General features: G+C 60.6%; 16 protein-coding genes and 2 pseudogenes. 5 read left to right on the top strand and 13 right to left on the bottom strand.

Annotation, left to right across the window (positions count from 1 at the left end; genetic code table 11):
• Positions 1–573, top strand: a pseudogene (locus tag AC4FIJ_RS15285) (IS701 family transposase); the annotation flags it as partial.
• 87 nt (positions 574–660) lie between these two features.
• Here AC4FIJ_RS15285 and AC4FIJ_RS15280 read toward each other — a convergent pair.
• From AC4FIJ_RS15280 to AC4FIJ_RS15260, 5 genes are all read right to left on the bottom strand, one after another.
• Positions 661–1,266 (bottom strand): gamma carbonic anhydrase family protein, encoded by a 606-nt coding sequence (locus AC4FIJ_RS15280; protein ID WP_066849701.1) that lies wholly within the window; start codon positions 1,264–1,266, stop codon positions 661–663.
• 77 nt (positions 1,267–1,343) lie between these two features.
• Positions 1,344–2,450 (bottom strand): 3,4-dihydroxy-2-butanone-4-phosphate synthase, encoded by a 1,107-nt coding sequence (ribB, locus tag AC4FIJ_RS15275; protein WP_490337509.1) that lies wholly within the window; start codon positions 2,448–2,450, stop codon positions 1,344–1,346.
• Positions 2,451–2,531: 81 nt separating this feature from the next.
• Positions 2,532–3,689: an acyl-CoA dehydrogenase family protein gene (locus tag AC4FIJ_RS15270; RefSeq protein ID WP_490337508.1), complete on the bottom strand. Its 1,158-nt coding sequence runs from the start codon at positions 3,687–3,689 to the stop codon at positions 2,532–2,534.
• A gap of 6 nt (positions 3,690–3,695) precedes the next feature.
• A complete protein-coding gene (locus AC4FIJ_RS15265) occupies positions 3,696–5,846 on the bottom strand; it encodes a 3-hydroxyacyl-CoA dehydrogenase NAD-binding domain-containing protein (RefSeq protein WP_490337507.1) in 2,151 nt (716 codons plus the stop codon).
• Between the two features lie 31 nt (positions 5,847–5,877).
• Entirely contained in the window at positions 5,878–7,083 is a 1,206-nt protein-coding gene (locus AC4FIJ_RS15260) for an acetyl-CoA C-acetyltransferase (RefSeq protein ID WP_230291454.1), read from the bottom strand.
• Between the two features lie 137 nt (positions 7,084–7,220).
• Between AC4FIJ_RS15260 and AC4FIJ_RS15255 the strand changes: the two genes are divergently transcribed.
• A complete protein-coding gene (locus tag AC4FIJ_RS15255; protein ID WP_066849690.1) occupies positions 7,221–8,237 on the top strand; it encodes an NADP-dependent oxidoreductase in 1,017 nt (338 codons plus the stop codon).
• Here AC4FIJ_RS15255 and AC4FIJ_RS15250 read toward each other — a convergent pair.
• Positions 8,224–9,543: a CaiB/BaiF CoA transferase family protein gene (locus tag AC4FIJ_RS15250; protein ID WP_490337506.1), complete on the bottom strand. Its 1,320-nt coding sequence runs from the start codon at positions 9,541–9,543 to the stop codon at positions 8,224–8,226. The two genes, AC4FIJ_RS15255 and AC4FIJ_RS15250, sit on opposite strands and share 14 nt — an antisense overlap.
• Before the next feature lie 127 nt (positions 9,544–9,670).
• Between AC4FIJ_RS15250 and AC4FIJ_RS15245 the strand changes: the two genes are divergently transcribed.
• Positions 9,671–10,543 (top strand): MaoC/PaaZ C-terminal domain-containing protein, encoded by an 873-nt coding sequence (locus AC4FIJ_RS15245; protein ID WP_490337505.1) that lies wholly within the window; start codon positions 9,671–9,673, stop codon positions 10,541–10,543.
• 29 nt (positions 10,544–10,572) lie between these two features.
• Here AC4FIJ_RS15245 and AC4FIJ_RS15240 read toward each other — a convergent pair whose 3' ends face one another.
• The 3 genes from AC4FIJ_RS15240 to AC4FIJ_RS15230 all read right to left on the bottom strand — a co-directional run bounded on the left by AC4FIJ_RS15240 (position 10,573) and on the right by AC4FIJ_RS15230 (position 14,209).
• Positions 10,573–11,901: an MFS transporter gene (locus AC4FIJ_RS15240; RefSeq protein ID WP_490337504.1), complete on the bottom strand. Its 1,329-nt coding sequence runs from the start codon at positions 11,899–11,901 to the stop codon at positions 10,573–10,575.
• Between the two features lie 107 nt (positions 11,902–12,008).
• Positions 12,009–13,136, bottom strand: a complete 1,128-nt coding sequence (locus AC4FIJ_RS15235) for a phosphotransferase family protein (RefSeq protein ID WP_490337503.1) — start codon at positions 13,134–13,136, stop codon at positions 12,009–12,011.
• Positions 13,136–14,209 carry a TIGR03857 family LLM class F420-dependent oxidoreductase gene (locus tag AC4FIJ_RS15230; RefSeq protein ID WP_239806458.1) on the bottom strand — a complete coding sequence of 358 codons (1,074 nt, stop codon included), beginning with the start codon at positions 14,207–14,209 and terminating at the stop codon, positions 13,136–13,138. Before AC4FIJ_RS15230 ends, AC4FIJ_RS15235 begins: the two co-directional genes overlap by 1 nt.
• A gap of 119 nt (positions 14,210–14,328) precedes the next feature.
• On the opposite strand from AC4FIJ_RS15230, the gene AC4FIJ_RS15225 reads away from it, so the two are divergent.
• A complete protein-coding gene (locus AC4FIJ_RS15225) occupies positions 14,329–14,787 on the top strand; it encodes a nuclear transport factor 2 family protein (RefSeq protein WP_490337502.1) in 459 nt (152 codons plus the stop codon).
• Between the two features lie 26 nt (positions 14,788–14,813).
• On the opposite strand, the gene AC4FIJ_RS15220 is transcribed toward AC4FIJ_RS15225, so the two are convergent.
• Complete coding sequence (locus AC4FIJ_RS15220; protein ID WP_490337501.1) at positions 14,814–16,037, bottom strand: cytochrome P450; 1,224 nt, start codon at positions 16,035–16,037, stop codon at positions 14,814–14,816.
• 26 nt (positions 16,038–16,063) lie between these two features.
• Entirely contained in the window at positions 16,064–17,251 is a 1,188-nt protein-coding gene (locus AC4FIJ_RS15215) for a DUF1214 domain-containing protein (protein ID WP_490337500.1), read from the bottom strand.
• Between the two features lie 121 nt (positions 17,252–17,372).
• Here AC4FIJ_RS15215 and AC4FIJ_RS15210 point away from each other — a divergent pair, with 121 nt between their 5' ends.
• Positions 17,373–18,245 carry an alpha/beta fold hydrolase gene (locus tag AC4FIJ_RS15210; protein WP_066849661.1) on the top strand — a complete coding sequence of 291 codons (873 nt, stop codon included), beginning with the start codon at positions 17,373–17,375 and terminating at the stop codon, positions 18,243–18,245.
• 15 nt (positions 18,246–18,260) lie between these two features.
• Here the strand turns inward: AC4FIJ_RS15210 and AC4FIJ_RS15205 are convergent, their stop codons facing one another.
• Positions 18,261–19,520 (bottom strand): NAD(P)/FAD-dependent oxidoreductase, encoded by a 1,260-nt coding sequence (locus AC4FIJ_RS15205; RefSeq protein ID WP_490337499.1) that lies wholly within the window; start codon positions 19,518–19,520, stop codon positions 18,261–18,263.
• 30 nt (positions 19,521–19,550) lie between these two features.
• Positions 19,551–19,657: pseudogene (locus tag AC4FIJ_RS15200) on the bottom strand (electron transfer flavoprotein subunit alpha/FixB family protein); the annotation flags it as partial.

Below are 19,657 nucleotides of genomic sequence, written 5' to 3'. Positions count from 1 at the left end.
CCGCGTCGGCGAACTCATGCCCTGGGCCGACGTGGGCTGAAAACAGCGCTTACGCTTGCCTTTGCTGTAGCAGGCCGTGGCCGCCCGGCTAGCCGGCATTTCCCCGATGTCAAATTCTGGGCCGCATACGCCATGCTCGAAGACGCGAAGGGGCGCCTGACTGCGCGCTTCGCCGCCTTGCGTGTCCGGACTGCCGATGGTGCGCCTCAGCGGATCGGTTCCGCCGCAGCCCAGCATATGCCGGGCGAGGAAGCCTGGCTGTTAGGCGAGCATCGTTCGAATGGTGAACGCCAATTCTATCTATCGAACCTGCCTGCCGATACCTCAATCAAGATTCTGGCCGGCGCGATCAAGGTGCGCTGGATATGCGAACAGGCCCATCAGCAACTCAAGGAACTCGGCCTTGACCACTTTGAGGGCCGATTGTGGACAAGGCTCCAACGTCACGCCTTGTTGACGATGATGGCCTATGCCTTCCTGCAAAGCCGCCGGGTCGCTCAGGCGGGACGAAAAAAGACTTCTCGGGCCGCCGCCGCGACCCAGCCCGCCAGCGGTACGCCGAGCGATCCTTGACCACCTGTCACGGCTGCCGCAAACGCAATGCCCCCATTGCGGATGCTCCCTGCGTGCCAATCCAATTACACTTTTGCCAAAGTAGTGCTAGTCAAGCGACCGGCCTGACAGCGTCACGGCGCTAGCTTTTATCCGGGTGCGTTTCCGGTTAGATTCGACCTGACGCAGCAGCTCGGTCTCGCGGAGACTGATCAGTGCTTCGCGCGTAAGAAGCTGGTAGTCCCCGTCACCATCGTTGCGCCATGAAATTTCCTCGCCGGACAAGGTTCGGACAATGCGAGCTGGAACACCCATAAGGACGCTGCGCTGGGGTGCTTCCATGCCATTAGGAACGAGCGACATCGCCGCAAGCAGGCATTCGGGGCCAAGAATTGCTGCATCGAGAACGACCGAGTTGATCCCGACGAGACAGTTCTCACCAACTTCGCAGCCATGAACGACGGCGCCATGGGCGATCGTGGCACCGCGTTTTATCACGGTGTCCTGTTGGGTGGACACGTGGATCGTGGCATTATCCTGTATGCTGGCATCTCGCTCGACGACGATCCGCCCAAAATCGGCCCGTAGGCTTGCACCGGGTCCGATATAGCAACCGGGCCCTACGATCACATCGCCGATCAGCGATGCCAGGGGATGGATATAGGTCGCGGCGTCAACAACCGGCCGAACGCCCTGGAATTCATAACATGGCAAAGGGCGGTATCCTCTCGCGATGGAGATCTATTTTCGGGGTAGGCGCGCAGAGATGCGCAAGTGCGGTAGATGCTCCATCAATCGCTATCGATCTTTTGTTCCCCCACGATTGACAGGCCATAGCCTTCAAGTGCCACCAGCGAACGGCTGTTGTTGGTCATGAGGATCATGTCCCTGACGCCTAGCTCGGCAAGGATCTGCGCGCCATTGCCGTAATCGCGCTGCTCGGTGTTTACGCCCGCCGTTCGCTCCGTATTCTCCGCGCCAGCAATACGCATGGCGCGGCTGACGAAATCGGGGACGGGCCGATTGATCAGGACCAATACACCGTTTCCATGTCTTGCAATGGCTTCCATTGACCGTCGCACAAGCGATTCACGCGGTCCGGTCTCAGCAAATACATCCGGAAAGATGGACAACAACTGCATCCGGACAAGAGTTGGTATCGATGGGTCGATTTCGCCTTTAACAAGGGCCAGCGTTTCTTCCCTGGTCGCCTTGTTGTAAAAGCAAATAGCTCGCCAGTCTCCACCCCACTGGCTCGAAAACACCCGCTCGGTGCGCCGCTCGATTAAGTGATCATGTTCGCGGCGATAAGCGATTAGGTCACGGATCGTTCCGATCTTGAGTTCGTGCTTTTCGGCAAAGCCGACAAGGTCGTCCAACCGGCTCATCGTGCCGTCATCGTTCATGATTTCGCATATGACAGCAGAGGCATTGAGCCCCGCGAGCCGGGAGATATCGACCGAGGCCTCTGTATGGCCAGCCCGCACAAGGACCCCGCCCTCGCGCGCGATCAATGGGAAAACATGACCCGGAGTTACGATGTCCGCTGCACCTTTCCCGCTATCGACTGCAACGGCTATTGTGCGAGCGCGGTCGGCGGCCGAAATGCCCGTTGTCACACCCTCGCGCGCCTCGATCGAAACGGTGAAAGCGGTTTCATGCCGCGTACGGTTCTGGCTGCTCATTAGATCGATGCCAAGATGTTCGACCCGTTGGCTGGTAAGTGCGAGGCAGATCAGGCCCCGACCGTGCGTGGCCATGAAATTGATGGCGGAAGGCGTCGCCATCTGAGCGGGAATGATAAGGTCGCCCTCGTTTTCCCGATCCTCGTCATCGACAAGAATGAACATGCGACCGTTGCGCGCTTCCTCGACGATCTCAGCGATGGTTGCAATCACTTGCCCTCTCCATTGACGCGTGTAACCATTTGGACAGGAACTAGATTTACACCCCCTGCCATTGCCCCCGGGAGGCCCGCGTCAGTTCATCTTACGTTCGTCCAAGCCGATACCTCGACCGATGATTTCCAGCATAATCTCGCTCGTGCCCGCGAAAATGCGGCTGATGCGGGCATCGGTGTACATGCGGCTGATGCGATATTCTTCCATGTACCCGGCGCCGCCATGCAATTGCACGCAGCTGTCCATGACCCGCCCTTCCAGCTCGCTCGTCAGAAGCTTCGCGGCCGAGGCATCTTCTGCGGTCAGCTTCTTGTCATTGAGCAACATGACGCATTGGTCGACATACGTCTGCGCCATGTCGAGTTCGGCACGCATCTGGGCCATCTTGAACCGCGTATTCTGGAACGCCCCGATGGGCTTCCCGAACGCGCGCCGTTCCTTCACATATTCGAGCGTAAGATCAAACGCCGTCTGCGCGGTCGCCATGAAGCCGATGGCCGCGATCAGTCGTTCCTGCGCCAGCATCCGGGCAAGATATTTGAAACCCTGCCCGGCCTCGCCGATCAGGTTTGCCTTGGGCACCTTCACATCGTTGAAGAACAGCTCTGCCGTATCCTGCGACTTCAGCCCCATCTTGTCGAGTTTGCGGCCCCGTTCGAACCCTTCCATCCCCCGTTCGACAAGGAACAGGCTAATGCCGTGCGGCTTGTCAGGATCGGTGCGCGCCGCCACGACGATCAGATCGCCGAGGATGCCGTTGGAAATATAGGTCTTGGCCCCGTTCAATACCCAGTGATCGCCGCTCTCGACCGCACGGGTCTTCATGCCCGCAAGATCGCTGCCGGTCGAAGGTTCGGTCATGGCTACCGCCAGGATCGTCTCGCCCGACACGATTCCGGGCATGAACCGGTCCCGCTGTTCGTCGTTGCAGAGCTTATGGATGTAGGGCGCGACCAGATCGTTGTGCAGGTTGATATAGAACCCGATGTCGCCGTAGCGCATGTTTTCTTCGATTATGATCTGGTCGAAGCGCAGATCCTCGATCCCCGCACCGCCGTATTTCTCGTCCGCGAACACGCATAGCAAGCCCTGCTCGCCAGCCTTGAGATAGACTTCGCGGTCGACGATGCCGGCCTCGCGCCAGCGGTCTGCATTGGGTCCGACTTCCGTTTGCATGAACTTGCGAACGCTGTCGCGAAACTGCTCGTGCTCGGGTTCGAAGATCGTACGCTGCATCGCTGCTCAACCTGCCTTGATCGGTGGGTAGAAGGGGGTGCCTGCAGCCGCCCGGTCCTGCAACCATTTCGATGGCGCGAATCGGGCGCCGTAATTGCCCGCCAGCTTGCTGGCTTCCTTTGCGAATTCTGCGATCCCGATGGTGTCGATATAGCTGAGCGTGCCGCCGGTCCAAAGCGGGAAGCCCCAGCCCAATATCGCACCCAGATCCGCATCCTGCGCGGTTTCGAGCACGCCTTCCTCAAGGCATTGCGCGGTTTCATTGGCCTGCGAGTAGAGGAAGCGCTTCTTCAGTTCCTCCTGATCAGGCTGATCGTCGGACACCGGGAATTCCGTGCCCAGACCTTCCCACAGATGTTTGCTGCCATCCTCGGCATATTCGTAGAAGCCGGCACCGGCCTTGCGGCTGCCGCGACCGAGTTCGAGCATCCGGTCGAGCACCTTGCCGCCACGCTCGATCGTATAGAGGTTCCCGTCCTTGCCTTCCGCATCCTTGAGGATCTTGACCGGCAGGTCGATCGTCACCTCGTCCAGCAGGGCGAGCGGGCCGATCGGGAAACCGGCAGCCTTCGCGGCATTCTCGATCCTTGCGGGCTCCACGCCGTCTTCCAGCATCGCAGCGCCTTCGAAGATGAACATGCGAAAGACACGACTGGTGTAGAAACCCTGCGCGTCATTGACGACGATCGGGGTCTTGCGGATCTGGGCGATGAAATCCAGCGACTTGGCCAGCGTCTCGTCCGACGTCTGCTCGCCCATGATGACTTCGACCAGTCCCATGCGATCGACAGGCGAAAAGAAATGCAGGCCGATATATTGGTCCGGCCGCTTGGAAGCCTTGGCAAGCTCCGAAATCGGCAGGGTGGAGGTATTGGTCGCAAAGACCGCGCTCTCGGGCAGGACGGCTTCGGCCTTTTGCGTGGTTTCGGCCTTGATGCCCATATCCTCGAACACCGCCTCGACCACAAGATCGCATCCGTCGAGCAGCGCGAAATCGTCGGTCGGGGTGATATGCGCAAGTGCGGAATCGGCCTTGTCCTGCGGCATCTTGCCGCGCTCGACAGCCTTGCCGAAGACTTTCTCGCTATAGCCTTTGCCCTTTGCGGCGGTGGCCGTATCACGGTCGATCAACACCACGTCGATCCCCGCCTTTGCTGCGACAAGCGCGATGCCTGCGCCCATCATGCCCGCGCCCAGTACGCCCAGTTTCTTCACTTCCGACTTCGGCACGCCTTCGGGGCGGCGCGCGCCCTTTTCGGCAGCCTGCTTGGAAATGAAGGTCGTGCGGATGATGTTGCGCGCGACCGGATCGGTCAGCAGCTTGGCGAAATATTTGCCTTCCACCGAAAGCGCCTTGTCCATCGGCAATTGCAAGCCTTCGAACACGCATGACAGGATCGCGGCGGGCGCCGGGTAATTATAGCCATGCTTGCCTGCGACCTGTGCGACGCCGATCGAATAATCCATCGCGACTTCGGGCACGATCATGCCGCGCATTTCGGGAATGGCGTAACCCTTGACGTCCCATATCCGCTCTGCGGGCGGATTGGTGGCCAGCCACTGGCGCGCCTTGTCGACCAGCTGGTCGATAGGTGCGATTTCGTCGACGAGGCCCAGTTCCAGCGCTTCCTTCGGCGCGACCGAACGGCCGGAAAGAAGCAGGTCGAGCCCCTTCTTGCGACCAATCAGGCGCGGCAGGCGCTGCGTGCCGCCCGATCCCGGCAAAAGACCCAGATTGACTTCTGGCAGCCCCACGACGGCACGCGGATCGTCCGACAGCACACGGTGGTGGCATGCCAGTGCCAGTTCGAACCCTCCGCCAAGCGCAAGGCCGTTCATGGCACAGGCGACCGGCTTGCCCATCGTTTCCAGCGCGCGGTGCATTGCCGTTGCCTTCTGGCTGAACGCAAAGGCATCCTTGGGCGTCATGGTTTCATAACCCGCGACCATCAGCTTTAGGTCGGCGCCCGCCATGAAGGCCTTCTTGCCCGATACGATGATGACGCCGGTAACACTCTCGTCGTCGCGCAGCTCTGCAATTGCGGCATTCATGTCTTCGAGCCATTCGGCCGAAACGACGTTCATGCTCTCATCGGCATTGTCGAGTGTGAGAATGGCGACGCCGTCGGCGCCCTTGTCCAGCTTGATGTGTCGCATGGTTTTGCTCTTTGCGCTTTCACTCATCGGGTCACACCCGTTCGATAATGGTGGCGGTGCCGAGGCCGTTACCGGCGCACAGCAGGGTCATGGCGGTATTGAGGTCGCGGCGTTCCAGCTCGTCGAGCACGGTCCCCAGGATCATGGCTCCCGTCGCGCCAAGCGGATGGCCAAGGGCAATCGCGCCGCCTGCCACATTGGTGATCGCGTGATCGACGTCCAGATGATCCATGAAGCGCAAGACAACGCTCGCGAACGCCTCGTTCAATTCGTAGAGGTCGATATCGCCCTTTTCCATGCCCACGTTCTTCAACGCCTTGCGCGCGACATCGGCAGGCGCGGTCAGCATGATTGTCGGGTCCGAACCGATCGAGGCCCAGCCCTTGATGCGGGCACGCGGCTTGAGGCCGGCGGCCTTACCGAACTCGGCATTGCCCAGCATGACGATGCCCGAACCATCGACGATACCGCTGGAATTGCCCCCGGTATGGACGTGGTTGATTTCCTCGATCTCGGGATAGCGTTCCTTGGCGACGCGGCCGAAGCCCATCTTGGCAAAGGGCGGGAAGGCAGCCTTCAGCCCCGCGAGCGATTCCATGGTCGTCGCCGGCCGCCGATATTCGTCATTATCCAGTACGACTTCGCCCATCACGTCCTTTACAGGCACGATCGAGTGGTCGAAGTTGCCTTCGTCCCATGACTTAGCGGCGCGGCGCTGGCTTTCCACCGCATAGCTGTCGACATCTTCGCGGCTGTAACCTTCGAGGGTAGCGATCATGTCTGCGCCAAGGCCTTGCGGGGCATAGTAGTTTTGCAGCGCGACGGCGGGATCCGCGACCCATGCACCGCTGTCATAACCCATGATTACACGGCTCATGCTTTCGACGCCGCCACCGATGCCTGCGCTGGCCATGCCGCTAGCGACCTGCGCAGCGACATTGTTCACGGCCTCAAGCCCGGACGCGCAAAAGCGGTGCAATTGCTGGCCGCCAACGCTGTGGGCATAGCCCGCGTTCACCACCGCGCCGCGGGCGAGCACGCCGCCCTGCTCGCCCACGGGCTGCGCGCAGCCGATCACCACATCGTCCAGCAGGGCGGTATTAAGGCCATTGCGATCGCGGATTTCCTGCAGCAACTGGGTAACCAGTTCGATGGCGGGAATTTCATGAAGTGAGCCATCCGCCCGACCGCGCCCGCGCGGTGTCCGAACGTGGTCATAGATAAATACATCACGCATTGGAGCGATTCTCCCGAAGTCGACCGTGAACGAACCTTTGTCCGTTCTTTTGGTGACCCCCATCCGGGCCGCAGGCTATCTCATCACCTACCCTGCGATAGGATATCTCCATTCAAAACACGGGCTTTCGTTGGTGCATGGGGACGCAAAATGTCGAAATGAACCGCAGGGTCACACTCGTATCGAGACCGGCTGGCATAGCGCAGGCCGCCAATTTTGCGATCGATCGGATTGCGGTTCCGCCTTTGGGCGAAGGTGAACTTCGTATCGCCAATCGCTTCTTGTCGGTTGACCCTGCGATGCGTGGCTGGATAGCAGACGCTGGCAATTATTCGGATCCCGTACCGATTGGCGGTGTAATGCGTTCGCTGGCGGTGGGCGAAATCACGGAAAGTCGCCATCCTGACTGGCGCGAGGGCCAGATCGTCCTCGGCTGGTTCGGCTGGCAGGAAATCGCAACAGTCGGGCCCGATGCAATCGTGTGCGAGGTTTCACAGCCCGACCTGTCCCCTTCGTTGGCGCTTGGCGTGCTGGGCATCAACGGCGTCACGGCCCTGCTTGCCCTGACGATGGTGGGAGAACCGAAAGCGGGCGATACGCTGGTCGTGTCGACAGCGGGCGGGTCCGTAGGTTCAGCCGTGGGACAGATCGGCAGCATGCTGGGGTGCCGCACCGTTGGCATTGCAGGTGGACCCACCAAGGTACACCGGTGCGTCGAATATTTCGGCTTCGATGCGGCAATCGACTATAAGGCCGAAGGACTGGACGAGGCGCTGGTAAAGGCGTGTCCGGATGGCGTCGATATATATTTCGACAATACGTCGGGTGCGGTCAGCGATGCGGTCTTGCCGCAACTGGCCATGCATGCGCGTGTGGTCAATTGCGGTACCGCCGCCATAGATCGCTGGGACCCGTGGCCGTCCGGACCGCGCGTGGAGCGGCACCTCCTTGTGAAGCGCGCCCGAATGCAGGGGTTTGTCGTGTTCGACCATTTCGACCGCTGGGAAGAATCCGTCGCGACGCTGGCGCAATGGGTGCGGGAAGGAAAGCTGCGCTACAGTGAAGAGATGCTGGACGGCCTTGAGATGTGCCCCGATGCCCTTGCCGGGCTCTACCGCGGCGAGAACGCGGGAAAGCGCGTCATCCGGCTTTAGACCAAGCACCGACGATGTCTTCGACGGTGGCCGACCGGTTGGGAGTCACCTGCCCGGGCGTCGCCGAGAAGCGAGGCGCGGGTGCGGCTTGCATCACGCCATTATGATCGATGAACACGCTGCGTTCCGCGTTGACCGGGTGCCGGGTTGCTTCTGCAATGGAAAGGACCGCTGAAACGCAGGCGTCGGTGCCCGCGAATCGCTGTTCCCAATCGTCGCGCGATGCCGATGCGAAGATACGCTCGAACTCTGCGTGCATGGCGGGCCACTGCGACCGGTCGTTCTGGTCATACCGGTCCTGCGGCACATTCAGCCCGTCCAGCAGCGCAGCGAAGAATTGCGGCTCCAACGCGCCGACCGCGACGGATCCGCCACAATTGCACAGGTAGCATTGATAGAACGGCGCACCCCCGTCGAAGAGGTTGCATTCAGGTTCGTCCTGCCAAAGCCCGTTGGCAACGAAGGCGTGATACAGACCCAGCAGGTTCGCGACTCCATCGACCATGGCGGCATCGACGACCTGGCCCCGACCGGTCTGGCGCGCGGACAGGACTGCGGAAACAATCCCCAGCGCCAGGAACATCGTGCCCCCGGCATAATCGCCCACAAGGTTGAGCGGCACTGTCGGCGGTTCACCCTTTTTCCCGATGGCATGCAAGGCGCCTGTCATCGCGATATAGTTGATGTCATGGCCCGCGGCCTTGCTAAGGCTGCCTTCCTGCCCCCAACCCGTCATGCGTCCGAAGACAAGACGCGGATTGCGCGCGAGGCAATTGTCTGGCCCAAGCCCCAAGCGCTCCATCACGCCGGGACGCGCGCCTTCGATAAGGGCATCGGCATGAGCGGCGAGATCAAGAAGCGCCTGCTTTCCCTCAGCGGCCTTCAGGTCCAGCTGTACCTGCGTTCGGCCGCGCAAGACCACCGCATCACCGATATCGCCCCACGCCGAATGCCCGCCCGGCCGGGTGACGCGCACAACTTCGGCGCCGAGGCCCGAGAGGATCATACCGCACAGCGGCACAGGTCCGATCGCGTCCATTTCGACTATCCGAATACCGGCTAACGGTCCGTGCGGCATGGGGTCCCTCGTATTCCTAGGTATGATGATCGGCGCATGGCCAGCGCGCAATACCGTCAGGTTTTGGTTGCCTCCGGCCCTAATCCCGAGGCCATGCACGACCCCTGCCCTTCGATAGGGCGCGCTGACGTATGATCCAAACTTTTTCCCCCCGCGGCCGAAGCTCGCAACCGGGCTCAGCCCTATCGTCCGAAAGGGGAAGCCGTCCGCATTTGGCAGATAGGCCAATTTCTCAACCGAAGACCGTCGTATCGCCAATACCGATTTCACCTGACACCAGGCTCGTGACCAAGCCTAGATCCGCAAGGTCGGTTACGCCGCGACAGCATTGCTATATTGAAGAGGCCCTAACCGAATGACCGCCCCGCTCGATACCGAAAAGCTGCTCTCCTATTCCATCCCGCAAACGCATGACGACTATGATCCGCGCGACGCGATCATTTACGCTCTGGGTGTGGGAGCTGGTCTGACAAGCGAAATTGACGAGACGAGCCTGATATTCGAGCGCGGTCTGCAGGTTTTACCGACAATGGCTCTGGTACTCGGCACCCCCGGCTTCTGGGCAATGGACCCGGCCACCGGGCTGGACTGGCTCTCGATCCTGCACGGGGAACAGCGCCTCAAGATTCATGCACCCCTCGAAACCGCTGGCACGCTGATCGGCTCCACCAAGGTGACGGATATCGCCGACAAGGGACCGGGCAAGCCCGCACTGATCCGGGCAAAGAAGGAGGTTCGCACGCTGAGCGGGCTTCTTGTCGCCGAAACGTCCGAGATTTGGTTCATTCAGGGTGCCGGGGGCTTTGGCGGAGAGCGCAGTCTGCCTGCGGAGCCGCAATTCCCGATACCCGACCGTGATCCCGACCTTGAGGTCGTGCTGCCCACCTGCCTTGCCCAAGCGGCGATCTATCGCCTTTCGGGAGACAGAAATCCGCTGCATATCGATCCGGAAACAGCGGCGTCGGTTGGTTTCGACCGGCCCATCCTGCACGGGCTGGGCACGATGGGAATCGTCGCGCGCGCGCTAATCCATGGCGCCTGCGGCGGCGTGGCGGCAAGCCTGCGCGAAATGAACGTTCGCTTCACCGCGCCGGTATATCCGGGCGACGACATCCACACCCATATCTGGCAGGATGGCGACACACTGCATTTCCGCGCGTTCCGCAACGGAACGCAGGAACGCGTGATCGACAACGGGTTCGCGCGGGTCGTCCACGCCGCTGCGTGACGCGATCCGTCATTTACGGCATGGGATGACTACGCGCCGTGGCGATCTGTCGTCACACGCGGTTCGGCGGTAAGACGCACCAGCAGAATCGCACCGATCGATACCGCCGAACCGATCGAGATGATCAGCGATACCGCCCCGACATCGAGACCGCGGGCGAACAATATCCCGGCAAGGGCTGGCCCCATGGCCGCCCCCGCCCTGCCAAAGCCGATTCCGAACCCGGTGCCGGTTGCCCGCACATGCGGCGGAAAGGCCATCGCCAGCAAGGCATAGAACCCGACCGCCGCGGCGTTCGAAAAAAACGCGGTAACGCCCGCGATCCAGCCCAGCATGGCGATATCCTCGGGCGCTTGTCCGAATATGTTGAGCATGACAAAGGCGCCGGTAAGGGCGATCACCGTGGCCTTCTTGATCCCGATCCTGAGCGCAACCAAGCCCAGCAGACCGCCGCCGATCGCGCCGCCCAGCATGGCCTTGGTCAGCACGCCGCCACCCGCACTGGCATCGAAACCCATGTCTACCACCAGCTTGGGTATCCATTTCACGAAATAATAATAGGCCGTGACATGGGTCAGATAGGCGAGTGTCAGCAGCAAGGTGCGCGACAGTAACGGCGGCCTTAGAATATCGGCTATCGACGACCTTCTTGGGTCAGCGGACGGTTCGGGCAGTTCGATCGCTTCGGGCAGGCGAAAGCGCCGAAGGGTCGCGTTGATCCGTTGCAGGGCATTGACGGGGCGGCAATCGACCAGCCAGTCGGGTGTTTCCGGGATCAGGAAGAAAGTCAGCGGTATGGCCGCGATGGTCAGCCCTGCCCCCAGATAGAAAACGCCGCGCCAGTCACTGGCATCAAGAACATTTGCCGCCATCATCCCGCCAAGGAATGCACCCAGCGGATAGCCTGTCACCATCAGCGGCAGGACAAGGCTGCGATAGCGAGCGTTGGAAAATTCGGCGACCGTGGCATTCAGGGCAGCCAGCATGCCGCCGATGCCCAGACCGGTCAGCAGGCGCCACAGCGACAATCGCGCGACGCCCGTTGCGGTGGGGACCAGAAGCATGCCCGCCCCCATCACCGTCAGACAGCCTAATATCGTGGGACGCCGTCCGAATCTGTCGGCCATGCCGCCAAGCAGGATCGATCCCACCGCCATGCCGATAAGTTCCATCGACAGAACCCAACCCAGCACATCCTGCGGAACCTGCCACTCCTCAGCAATACCCGGCGCCGCAAAGCTGATCGACATGACATCGAAGCCGTCGAGCGCGTTCAGCAATATCGTCATGCCCAGCGCGGCGATCTGCCAGCCGCTCAGCCTGCCCTCGTCTACGATCTCGCGCGGCGTTTTCGCCATCATTCTCTCCCCAGAAGACACCGGCAATACTTCATCGATCCCGTTCGGGTTTTCAGCTTGCGCGGATCTTGACCTCTCCCGGATCGTACACGACCTTCGCCGCGCCGCTAGGTTTCCTGTTTCTGGTCGACGGGGGTCATATTGCTCATGAAGGCATAGAAATCCGGTCCAAGTTCCGGCAGGTCCATCCCCAGGCGCTCTGCGAGATACAGTGTCATGAAGTTCGCATTCAACGATTTGTTCGTTGACGGGATATTGTCCATCGCGACCTGCCTGTCGAACGCCCCCACCACGACCAGCGCCATGCGCAGGGCCACCACGACATCGTAATATTTTAAATGGAGCGCCTTGCGTCCGGTGGTCGCTTCCCAGATCGCCACGGTTTCATCCCGCGTGGGAAGCCCTTCCAGCCGTTCGACACCAAAGCGGCGGCTGAACAGATCGTCGAAATACAGCCACCACGCAAGGTCCAGCTCCGCGGGCCCAAGCGCTGCAAGCTCCCAGTCGATCAAGGCGTTGACGCGGCCGTCCTGCGCAAACATCACGTTCGATGGCGTGCTGTCACCCCACAGCACGTTCACGGGCGTATCCGTCGGCTGATGCTTGCGGATATAGTCGATGGCGGCATCGACATAGGGCATATCGCGATTCTTGCGGCACGCGGTGTACCACGCCTCGATATAGCCGAGATACTGGTCCAGCCCCGGCGCACCCCAATCGGGACGGGCCATGAAGCCGAAGCCATCTTCCTGCCAGTCGATCGCTGCCATTCCGGCATAGGCTTCGACCGCATTGCGCCATGTCGCGGCGCGCTGGTCGGGCGACATCTCGCAGAGCCAGCCCGCCTTGTTATAGTTGGGATTCTGGGTTGCTGCGTGGCCGTCCACCCTTCCCATGACGATAAAGGGCATTTCCAGCACCGCAGGGTCGAGTTCCATCCCGATCCATTCCGGAACCGGGATCGACCCCAATGCGTCGAGGGCCGCGATCATCTGCCCCTGCAACTCCAGACTGGAGCCGAACACAACCTCGTGATCTTGGGGCTGACGGCGAACCACCAGAGTCTTCGATTGCGGCCCGTTCGGACTGGTGTATTCGACATCGACAAAGAAGATCTGGGCGGAGAAACCCGATCCGGTGGTTACTTCCAGCGGTTCGATCCGCACGTTGCGCCAGCCATCGACATTGGCCTCAAGCCAGCCACGCAACCGTTCCCGAACTTGCGACGGCGTCATCACAGGCCTTTCCCGGCAAGAGCGCGCTTCAGCTCACTGGCCAGGGGGCCCATGTCTTTCGGCGCAGCGCCATGCAAAAGAATCTCGTCCGCCCCGGCATCCAGATATTGCATCAACTGGTCGGCGCAGCGCGACGCAGTGCCGACGGCGGCACCCTCGTCGATCCATTGCTGCGGCAACAATTGGCCGACATCGACCAGTTCCTGCCGTGTATAGGCCTGATCGGCAGGCTTTCCGTTCAGGGACGCGATCTTGGGATGGGCACGCACCTTGTCGAGCACCGCCTTGTCCCATTCGTTGATCTCGACGATCAGATCGCCAAATCCAGGCAATTCGAAATAGGTGATGGCGCGCCCGCGCACCACCGCGTCCTCCTCGTCCTTCGGCAGGTCGGGGGCCACGATGATATTATGGTAGATGCGCACGGACATGGGATCGCGGCCGGCCTTTTCGGCGGCATCGCGCACGATCTTTGTGCTGTTCGCCACACCGGTCGGCGAAACGAACGGATGCAGCAGCACGCCGTCACAATGCTCGCCCGCAAAGGCAAGGCTTTTCGGGCCCATCGCGGTAAAGATGATCGGCGGCTTTGGCCCTTCATGCAGGTCCGTAAGCTTGAGCGTGGGGAATTTGCCGAGGATCCCTTCGTAGGAGACCGTCTCGCCATCCCACAAGCGTCGATAGATGGAGATATAATCGGCAAGCCGCTCCATCGTGATCGCGGGCGCGCCCATCATCTTCATATAGGCCGGCACGGCCCGGGCGAACATGATGCCAAAGCGGTTGTCGCTCATCGCCTGCATCATGTTGGCGATGCTGGCCGTGACCAGCGGATGCCGCATCGTTGCATAGAAAGTGCCGTTGATCCGGATCTTGTCCGTCGCTTCCGCCACGGCGCCCGCAAGGACGGCCGGTTCCTTCAGAGCGAAGCGTTCGGAAATCCAGATGGCGCCAAGGCCAATCCGCTCTGCCTCTTGGGCCTCCTCGATACCGCGACGAGGATCGTCGACGCGTCCGGGGAGGATATAGGTTCCGAACTTATCGAACAGGGCCCGCGCACCTGGTTCCGTCATTTTCACTCTCCAATCAGAATTTGCGGTCAGCTTTCACTGACAATGTCGAGGGACAACCTCTCCAAAGGCAGGCAGACCGTATTCAATCCGGTGACAGGGTGCAGCATTGGGAGATTTTCATGGACACCATATCAGAACCCTTGGCCCGGCTTGTCGCTTTTGAAGCGATCAAGAGTGTGAAAGCACGCTATTGCCGATTTCTCGATACCAAGGACTGGCCGGCATTTGCGGCGCTGTTCACAGCCGACGCGATGATGGACGTTCACGAGGACACCGGGCGGGACCCCGTGTTCGGTGTGGATGCCATCGTTGCGCAAGTCCGCTTTGCCGTCGATCACGCCGCCACCAGCCACCAGGTTCATTCGCCGGAGATCGACCTAGCCGGCGGGGACACCGCCCATGTGAAATGGGCAATGCAGGACCGGGTCGTCTGGCAGCCGGGCCAGTCGCCTATCGAAGGCGTGCAATCGATTACCGGTTATGGCCAGTACCACGAAGTCTACCGGCGGGTGGACGGCGAATGGAAGATCGCTTCGCTTCGCCTGTCGCGGTTCCATGTAGACATGCATGGGGAATGAGGATTCAGCCCGCGTCCAAAGTCTGACTAGACCTCCCAGACCAGTTCCAGTTTCGGCACATGGGTGATGTTGCCGGCATGATATTTGATGTCGAACCCATCAGCGACGCGGAAGGGCGGCACCAGTTTCAACCAGTGTTCAAGCGCGGTCTGCAACTCCATGCGGGCAAGATGCATGCCGAGGCATTTGTGGATGCCGAAACCCAGCGAGATATGCGGCGCCTTGCGGTCGAACCGCACTTCCTGCGGATTCTCGTAATATTCCGGATCATACCCGGCGACCGCGGTCGAGATACCCACGTAATCGCCGGGCATGATTTTCTGCCCCCGGATTTCGACCTCCTTGGCTGCGATACGAAACACGCTGACCGGGGCGAATGCGCGCAGGAATTCCTCGACCGCCAGAACGATCTGTTTGGGATTATCACGTAATTCCTGCTGCTTATCGGGATATCTTGCCAGAAAGGTGAAGATGTTTCCCATCAGCGACGTCACGGTGTCGAGCCCGCCGATGAAAAGGTTGAAGCAGTGGCCGAAAACTTCCTTGTCGTTCCATTTGCGGCCATTGATCTCATAATCGAAAATGCCGCTGATGTAGTCATCACCCGGGTTGGCCCGACGCTCGGCAATCACCTCGTTCAAATAATCGACGACCTTCTGGACCGCGCGTGTCCGCAGTTCGAAGTCGTTGGTATGGAAGATGTTTTTCTCCCACTCCAGGAATTCGGGCATTCTGTCCTGCGGCAAACCAAGCAGGTCGAGGACGATGAAAATGGGGAATTTCGCCGAGAACTCCTCGACGAATTCGCAATGTCCATTGTCCTTGAAATTGTCGATCAAGGCGACCGCACGCTCGTGAAGTTCGTCGCGCATCCGTGCGATCTTCTGGGGCGCAAAGAACGGGTTCAACGCCTTGCGATACTCACCATGCTCGGGCGGGTCGGTCTCCGTGGGGATGACCAGCCAGTCTTCGCCGATCGACTGGGCGAACTTGCCCATGCCATTCTTGGTATAATTGTCCGCGTCGCGAAGGACTTCGTGCATGTCCTCCACCTTTGTCAGCAGCCATCCGCCCTGATCGCCGGGGAAGATATTCGTACACCAGGTAACAGGCGGAAGCGTCCGCTGGATCTCGGGCAGCATGACTTCCTGCGGGCAAACATCGACATTCTCACGCTTGAAGAAGTCGAGCGTGACCACCTTGTCGGCAGGAACATGCGCCGGGATTTCACGAGTCGGGGCGGAAGCCATTGTCATTCTCCGTCAATTCTCTGGAATCACCAGATGATGCGCATCTGCGCTGCGAGTCGGCGGTCGCGCAATGCTTCGCTGCGTTCCTGCGGACTCACGCGCCTTGTTGCTTCGGGCAGATGCGACAGGACATCGTCTATCTTGACCTTTCTTATGGTAGGCATCGGCTTTTCGCTGGCCTCGAACCACCGTCCCTGAATGGCCCCTGCGGGATAACCCGACGTATCGAGCCAGTTGTGCACGCCGGGATCCCGCGAAGAAATCACCGTGCGGAACACACCATCGGGATCGACCACGCCCTGCACGTCGTTCAGGCTTGCCTGATTGTTGTACCAGTCGGTCGTCTCGTACAGTTCGTTGGTCAGGATGATCGACCAATAGCGGTAGCTTTGCGGGACACGAACTTCGCTAATGAGTGCCTCGTCGTCGGCCAGCTCATAGGCGCCCTCGTAATAGAATTGCCCCTTGAGTCCGGACATTTGCGAGACATCGAAAATCTTGAGCTTGTTGAGATATCCCTCGTCACGCAATTCCTCGACATGGATTGGGAAAGCCAATGCACAGACGCGGGTGATGAAGGGCATTTCATCGAAAGCGGCGTGCAAGTCGTCAGCGCTTGGGCGGCCCTTGGCATCATCGACGTCAAGCCGCGCAATTCCGAACCGGGGCTCTCGCTCAGCGCCCCAGTCGCATGACACGATACGCACCATGATCTTTTCGCATTGCGGGTCCAGCGCGGCCCAGTTCCCAGTGTAACCGGCAGGACGCTCCGGCGAGATGACAAGTTCGAACGATCCGTCTTCGCCGACGGTCAGATCGTCGAAATCGGTCTGCCCCAACAGCGGGCTGTGCTGACCGGTCCGCAGCGTGTCGGGGCCCATCTGGGCAAGGATGATCATTCGCACCGTACCGCGATCGCCCCGCAACAGATAGCTGCCGCCCTTCTCGATGATCGCCGATTTGTAGATCGTGTCGGCATTGGGCTGGAAGATGTTCTGCGCAATGTTCAGTTCGGGCACGAATATCGGATGGCGGCGATCACCGACAAGCGCATCTGAACTCGCCCGCGCAAGGCCCGCCAGCAACAGGCGCATCGATTCCGCCATGGTTTGCGGATCGCTGCGCAGCCGTTCCGGCACGCGCGTCCGCATCGCATCGCCCAGCGGTCGCAATTCATCGACTAGCTTTTCCCACGACAGACCGTCTGCACTCATGCCCAACACCTCTCTTCCGTTTTCTCGTCAAGTCTCTCGGTTCGATATGAGATTGAACCTCTCTCACGGCAGGTGCTTCTATGAACCGTGCGGCGAAGATCACCGACAAGGAGGGTCTGCGATGAAATCGAAGGACATGATGCTGGACGTTTCCAGCGCGGCGGCGATTGGCGAGAAGACAGAGATCGCGGCCAGCCTGCATCTGCCCGACAACTGGGCCAAAAGCGGCAAGCACCTGATTTTCGCCATTCATGGCGGAGGCTATTCGCGGATCTACTGGAACCCGCCGTTCGCCGACGAAAGCTATAGCTTCGCGCGCTGGTTCACCGATCGCGGCAAGGCTGTGCTGGCCATCGATATGCTGGGCATGGGTGACAGCACGAAACCGGAACCCGAAAGCAAGCTGAGCCGCGCGATTATCGCGAATGCCCATGCCGCTGCGCTGGCCTTGGTCGTGGATGAGCTGGGGCCAGACATCAGCGTAACTGGCATGGGCCATTCGATGGGCGGCATGATGATCATATCGCAGGCCGCCATGCATCCCGTTTTCGACCGGGTTGCCGTTCTGGGCTGGGCCAATGAACCGATGGTGCTGGGCGATACCGACACGGGAAAGCTTCGTGCTGGCCTTATTCCCAGCGGCTACCTCGCCACGCCGCGTGAACCCATGCGCAAGCTGTTTTACTGGCCGGATGTACCGCATGCGCTGGTGGAGGCGGATGAAGCGCACGCTTCTTCCACACCCGCAACGCTGGGCCGCGCCGCGCTTACGCCTGGCGTCGTACACGAAGAGGCTGCGGCGATTACCGTACCTGTGCTCGTGGTACAAAGCGCGATCGACACCAGCCCCGATCCCTCGCGAGAGACCGCCTATTTCAAGACAGCGGCTTCAACCGACCTGCAAATCGTGGACAATGCGGCGCACTGCCAGAATTTCGCCGGTTCGCGACGCAGCCACTGGGCCGATCTGAACGACTGGTTCGACCTCAACTGATTGGAGGCTGGCTCACTACACTGCTCTAACGCCGCCCTGTGCGGCGCCCTCGCCCATTTCCTTGAGCGCCACATCATTGTCGCCCAGTAGCGTGGGATCGATCACCGCATGGCGTTCGACCAGCTTCTTGCCCTGCACGTAATCCTTGACCTTGTTCACGCAGTCGAGCGCCACGACCTTGCCGTCGCGCAGATAGACGATGGAAAAGCTGCGGCTCTCGGGCTCGCCGCGCACGACGATCTGGTCGAAGCCCATCGAAAGCCCCACCGTCTGCAGCTTCAGATCATACTGGTTCGACCAGAACCAGGGCGTTGCCTTGTAGGGCTGCTTGTCACCGCAGATTGCCATGGCCGCTGTCTTGGCCATGTCGTTCGCGTTCTGCACCGATTCCAGCCGGATCACCGCGCCATCGGCATAATCATTGGCATGGGCCGCGCAGTCGCCAATGGCATAGACATCGTCCAGCGAGGTGCGGCAATATTCGTCGACGTCCACGCCATTCGCGCCGGTCGCGCCCGCCACGATCAGCGGGCCGATGCAGGGCACGATGCCGATGCCCACGATCACCATGTCGGCCTCGATCTCGCTGCCGTCGGACAGGCGGACACCGGTGACTTTCTCGCCGTCGCCCAGAATGCAGTCGACGCCGGTTTCCAGCATGATGTTCACGCCGTGGTCGCGGTGCTCCTTTTCGTAGAAGCGCGACAAGGACTCACCCGCAACGCGCGCCAGCACGCGGTCGAGCATTTCGACCAGCACGACCTCGATTTCCAGCTTGCGCAGCACGGCTGCCGCTTCCAGCCCAATATAGCCGCCGCCGATCACCACGCAGCGCTTCGCGCCCGCGTCGATCTCCGCCATCATCCGGTCCACATCTGCGCGGGTTCGCACCGAGTGAACACCCGCCAGCTCCGCGCCCGAACAGGACAGCCGCCGCGCGTCGCCGCCCGCTGCCCAGATCAAATGGGAATAGCCCATGTCCTCGCCATTGCTCAGCTTCACGGTCTTGGCGTGGGCGTCGATCTCGCTCACGCTGGTGCCCAGGATCAGATCGATGTCCTTCTCGCCCCAGAACTGCGGCGGACGGATATAGAGCCGCTCGAACTCCTTCTCGCGCGCCAGATATTCCTTGGACAAGGGCGGACGTTCGTAAGGGGGCTCCTTCTCGCGGCCGATCATGGCGATCGAACCCTCAAAACCGGCCTGCCTAAGAGCGAGAGCGGCGGCGGCTCCGCCATGACCTGCGCCCACGATGATGACGTCTGCTTGCTTCACACTTAACTCCAACAAGTCTCTGAACGCGATTCAAACTTTCTCGATCAGCTCCGGCACGGCCTTGTAGAGATCCGCGACGAGCCCGATGTCGGCGACCTGGAAGATGGGTGCGTCCTCGTCCTTGTTGATGGCGATGA

Source organism: Croceicoccus sp. (assembly GCF_983967925.1).
The sequence above is the reverse complement of the archived record's forward strand: the minus strand, read 5'-3'. Positions and strand labels throughout refer to the sequence as shown.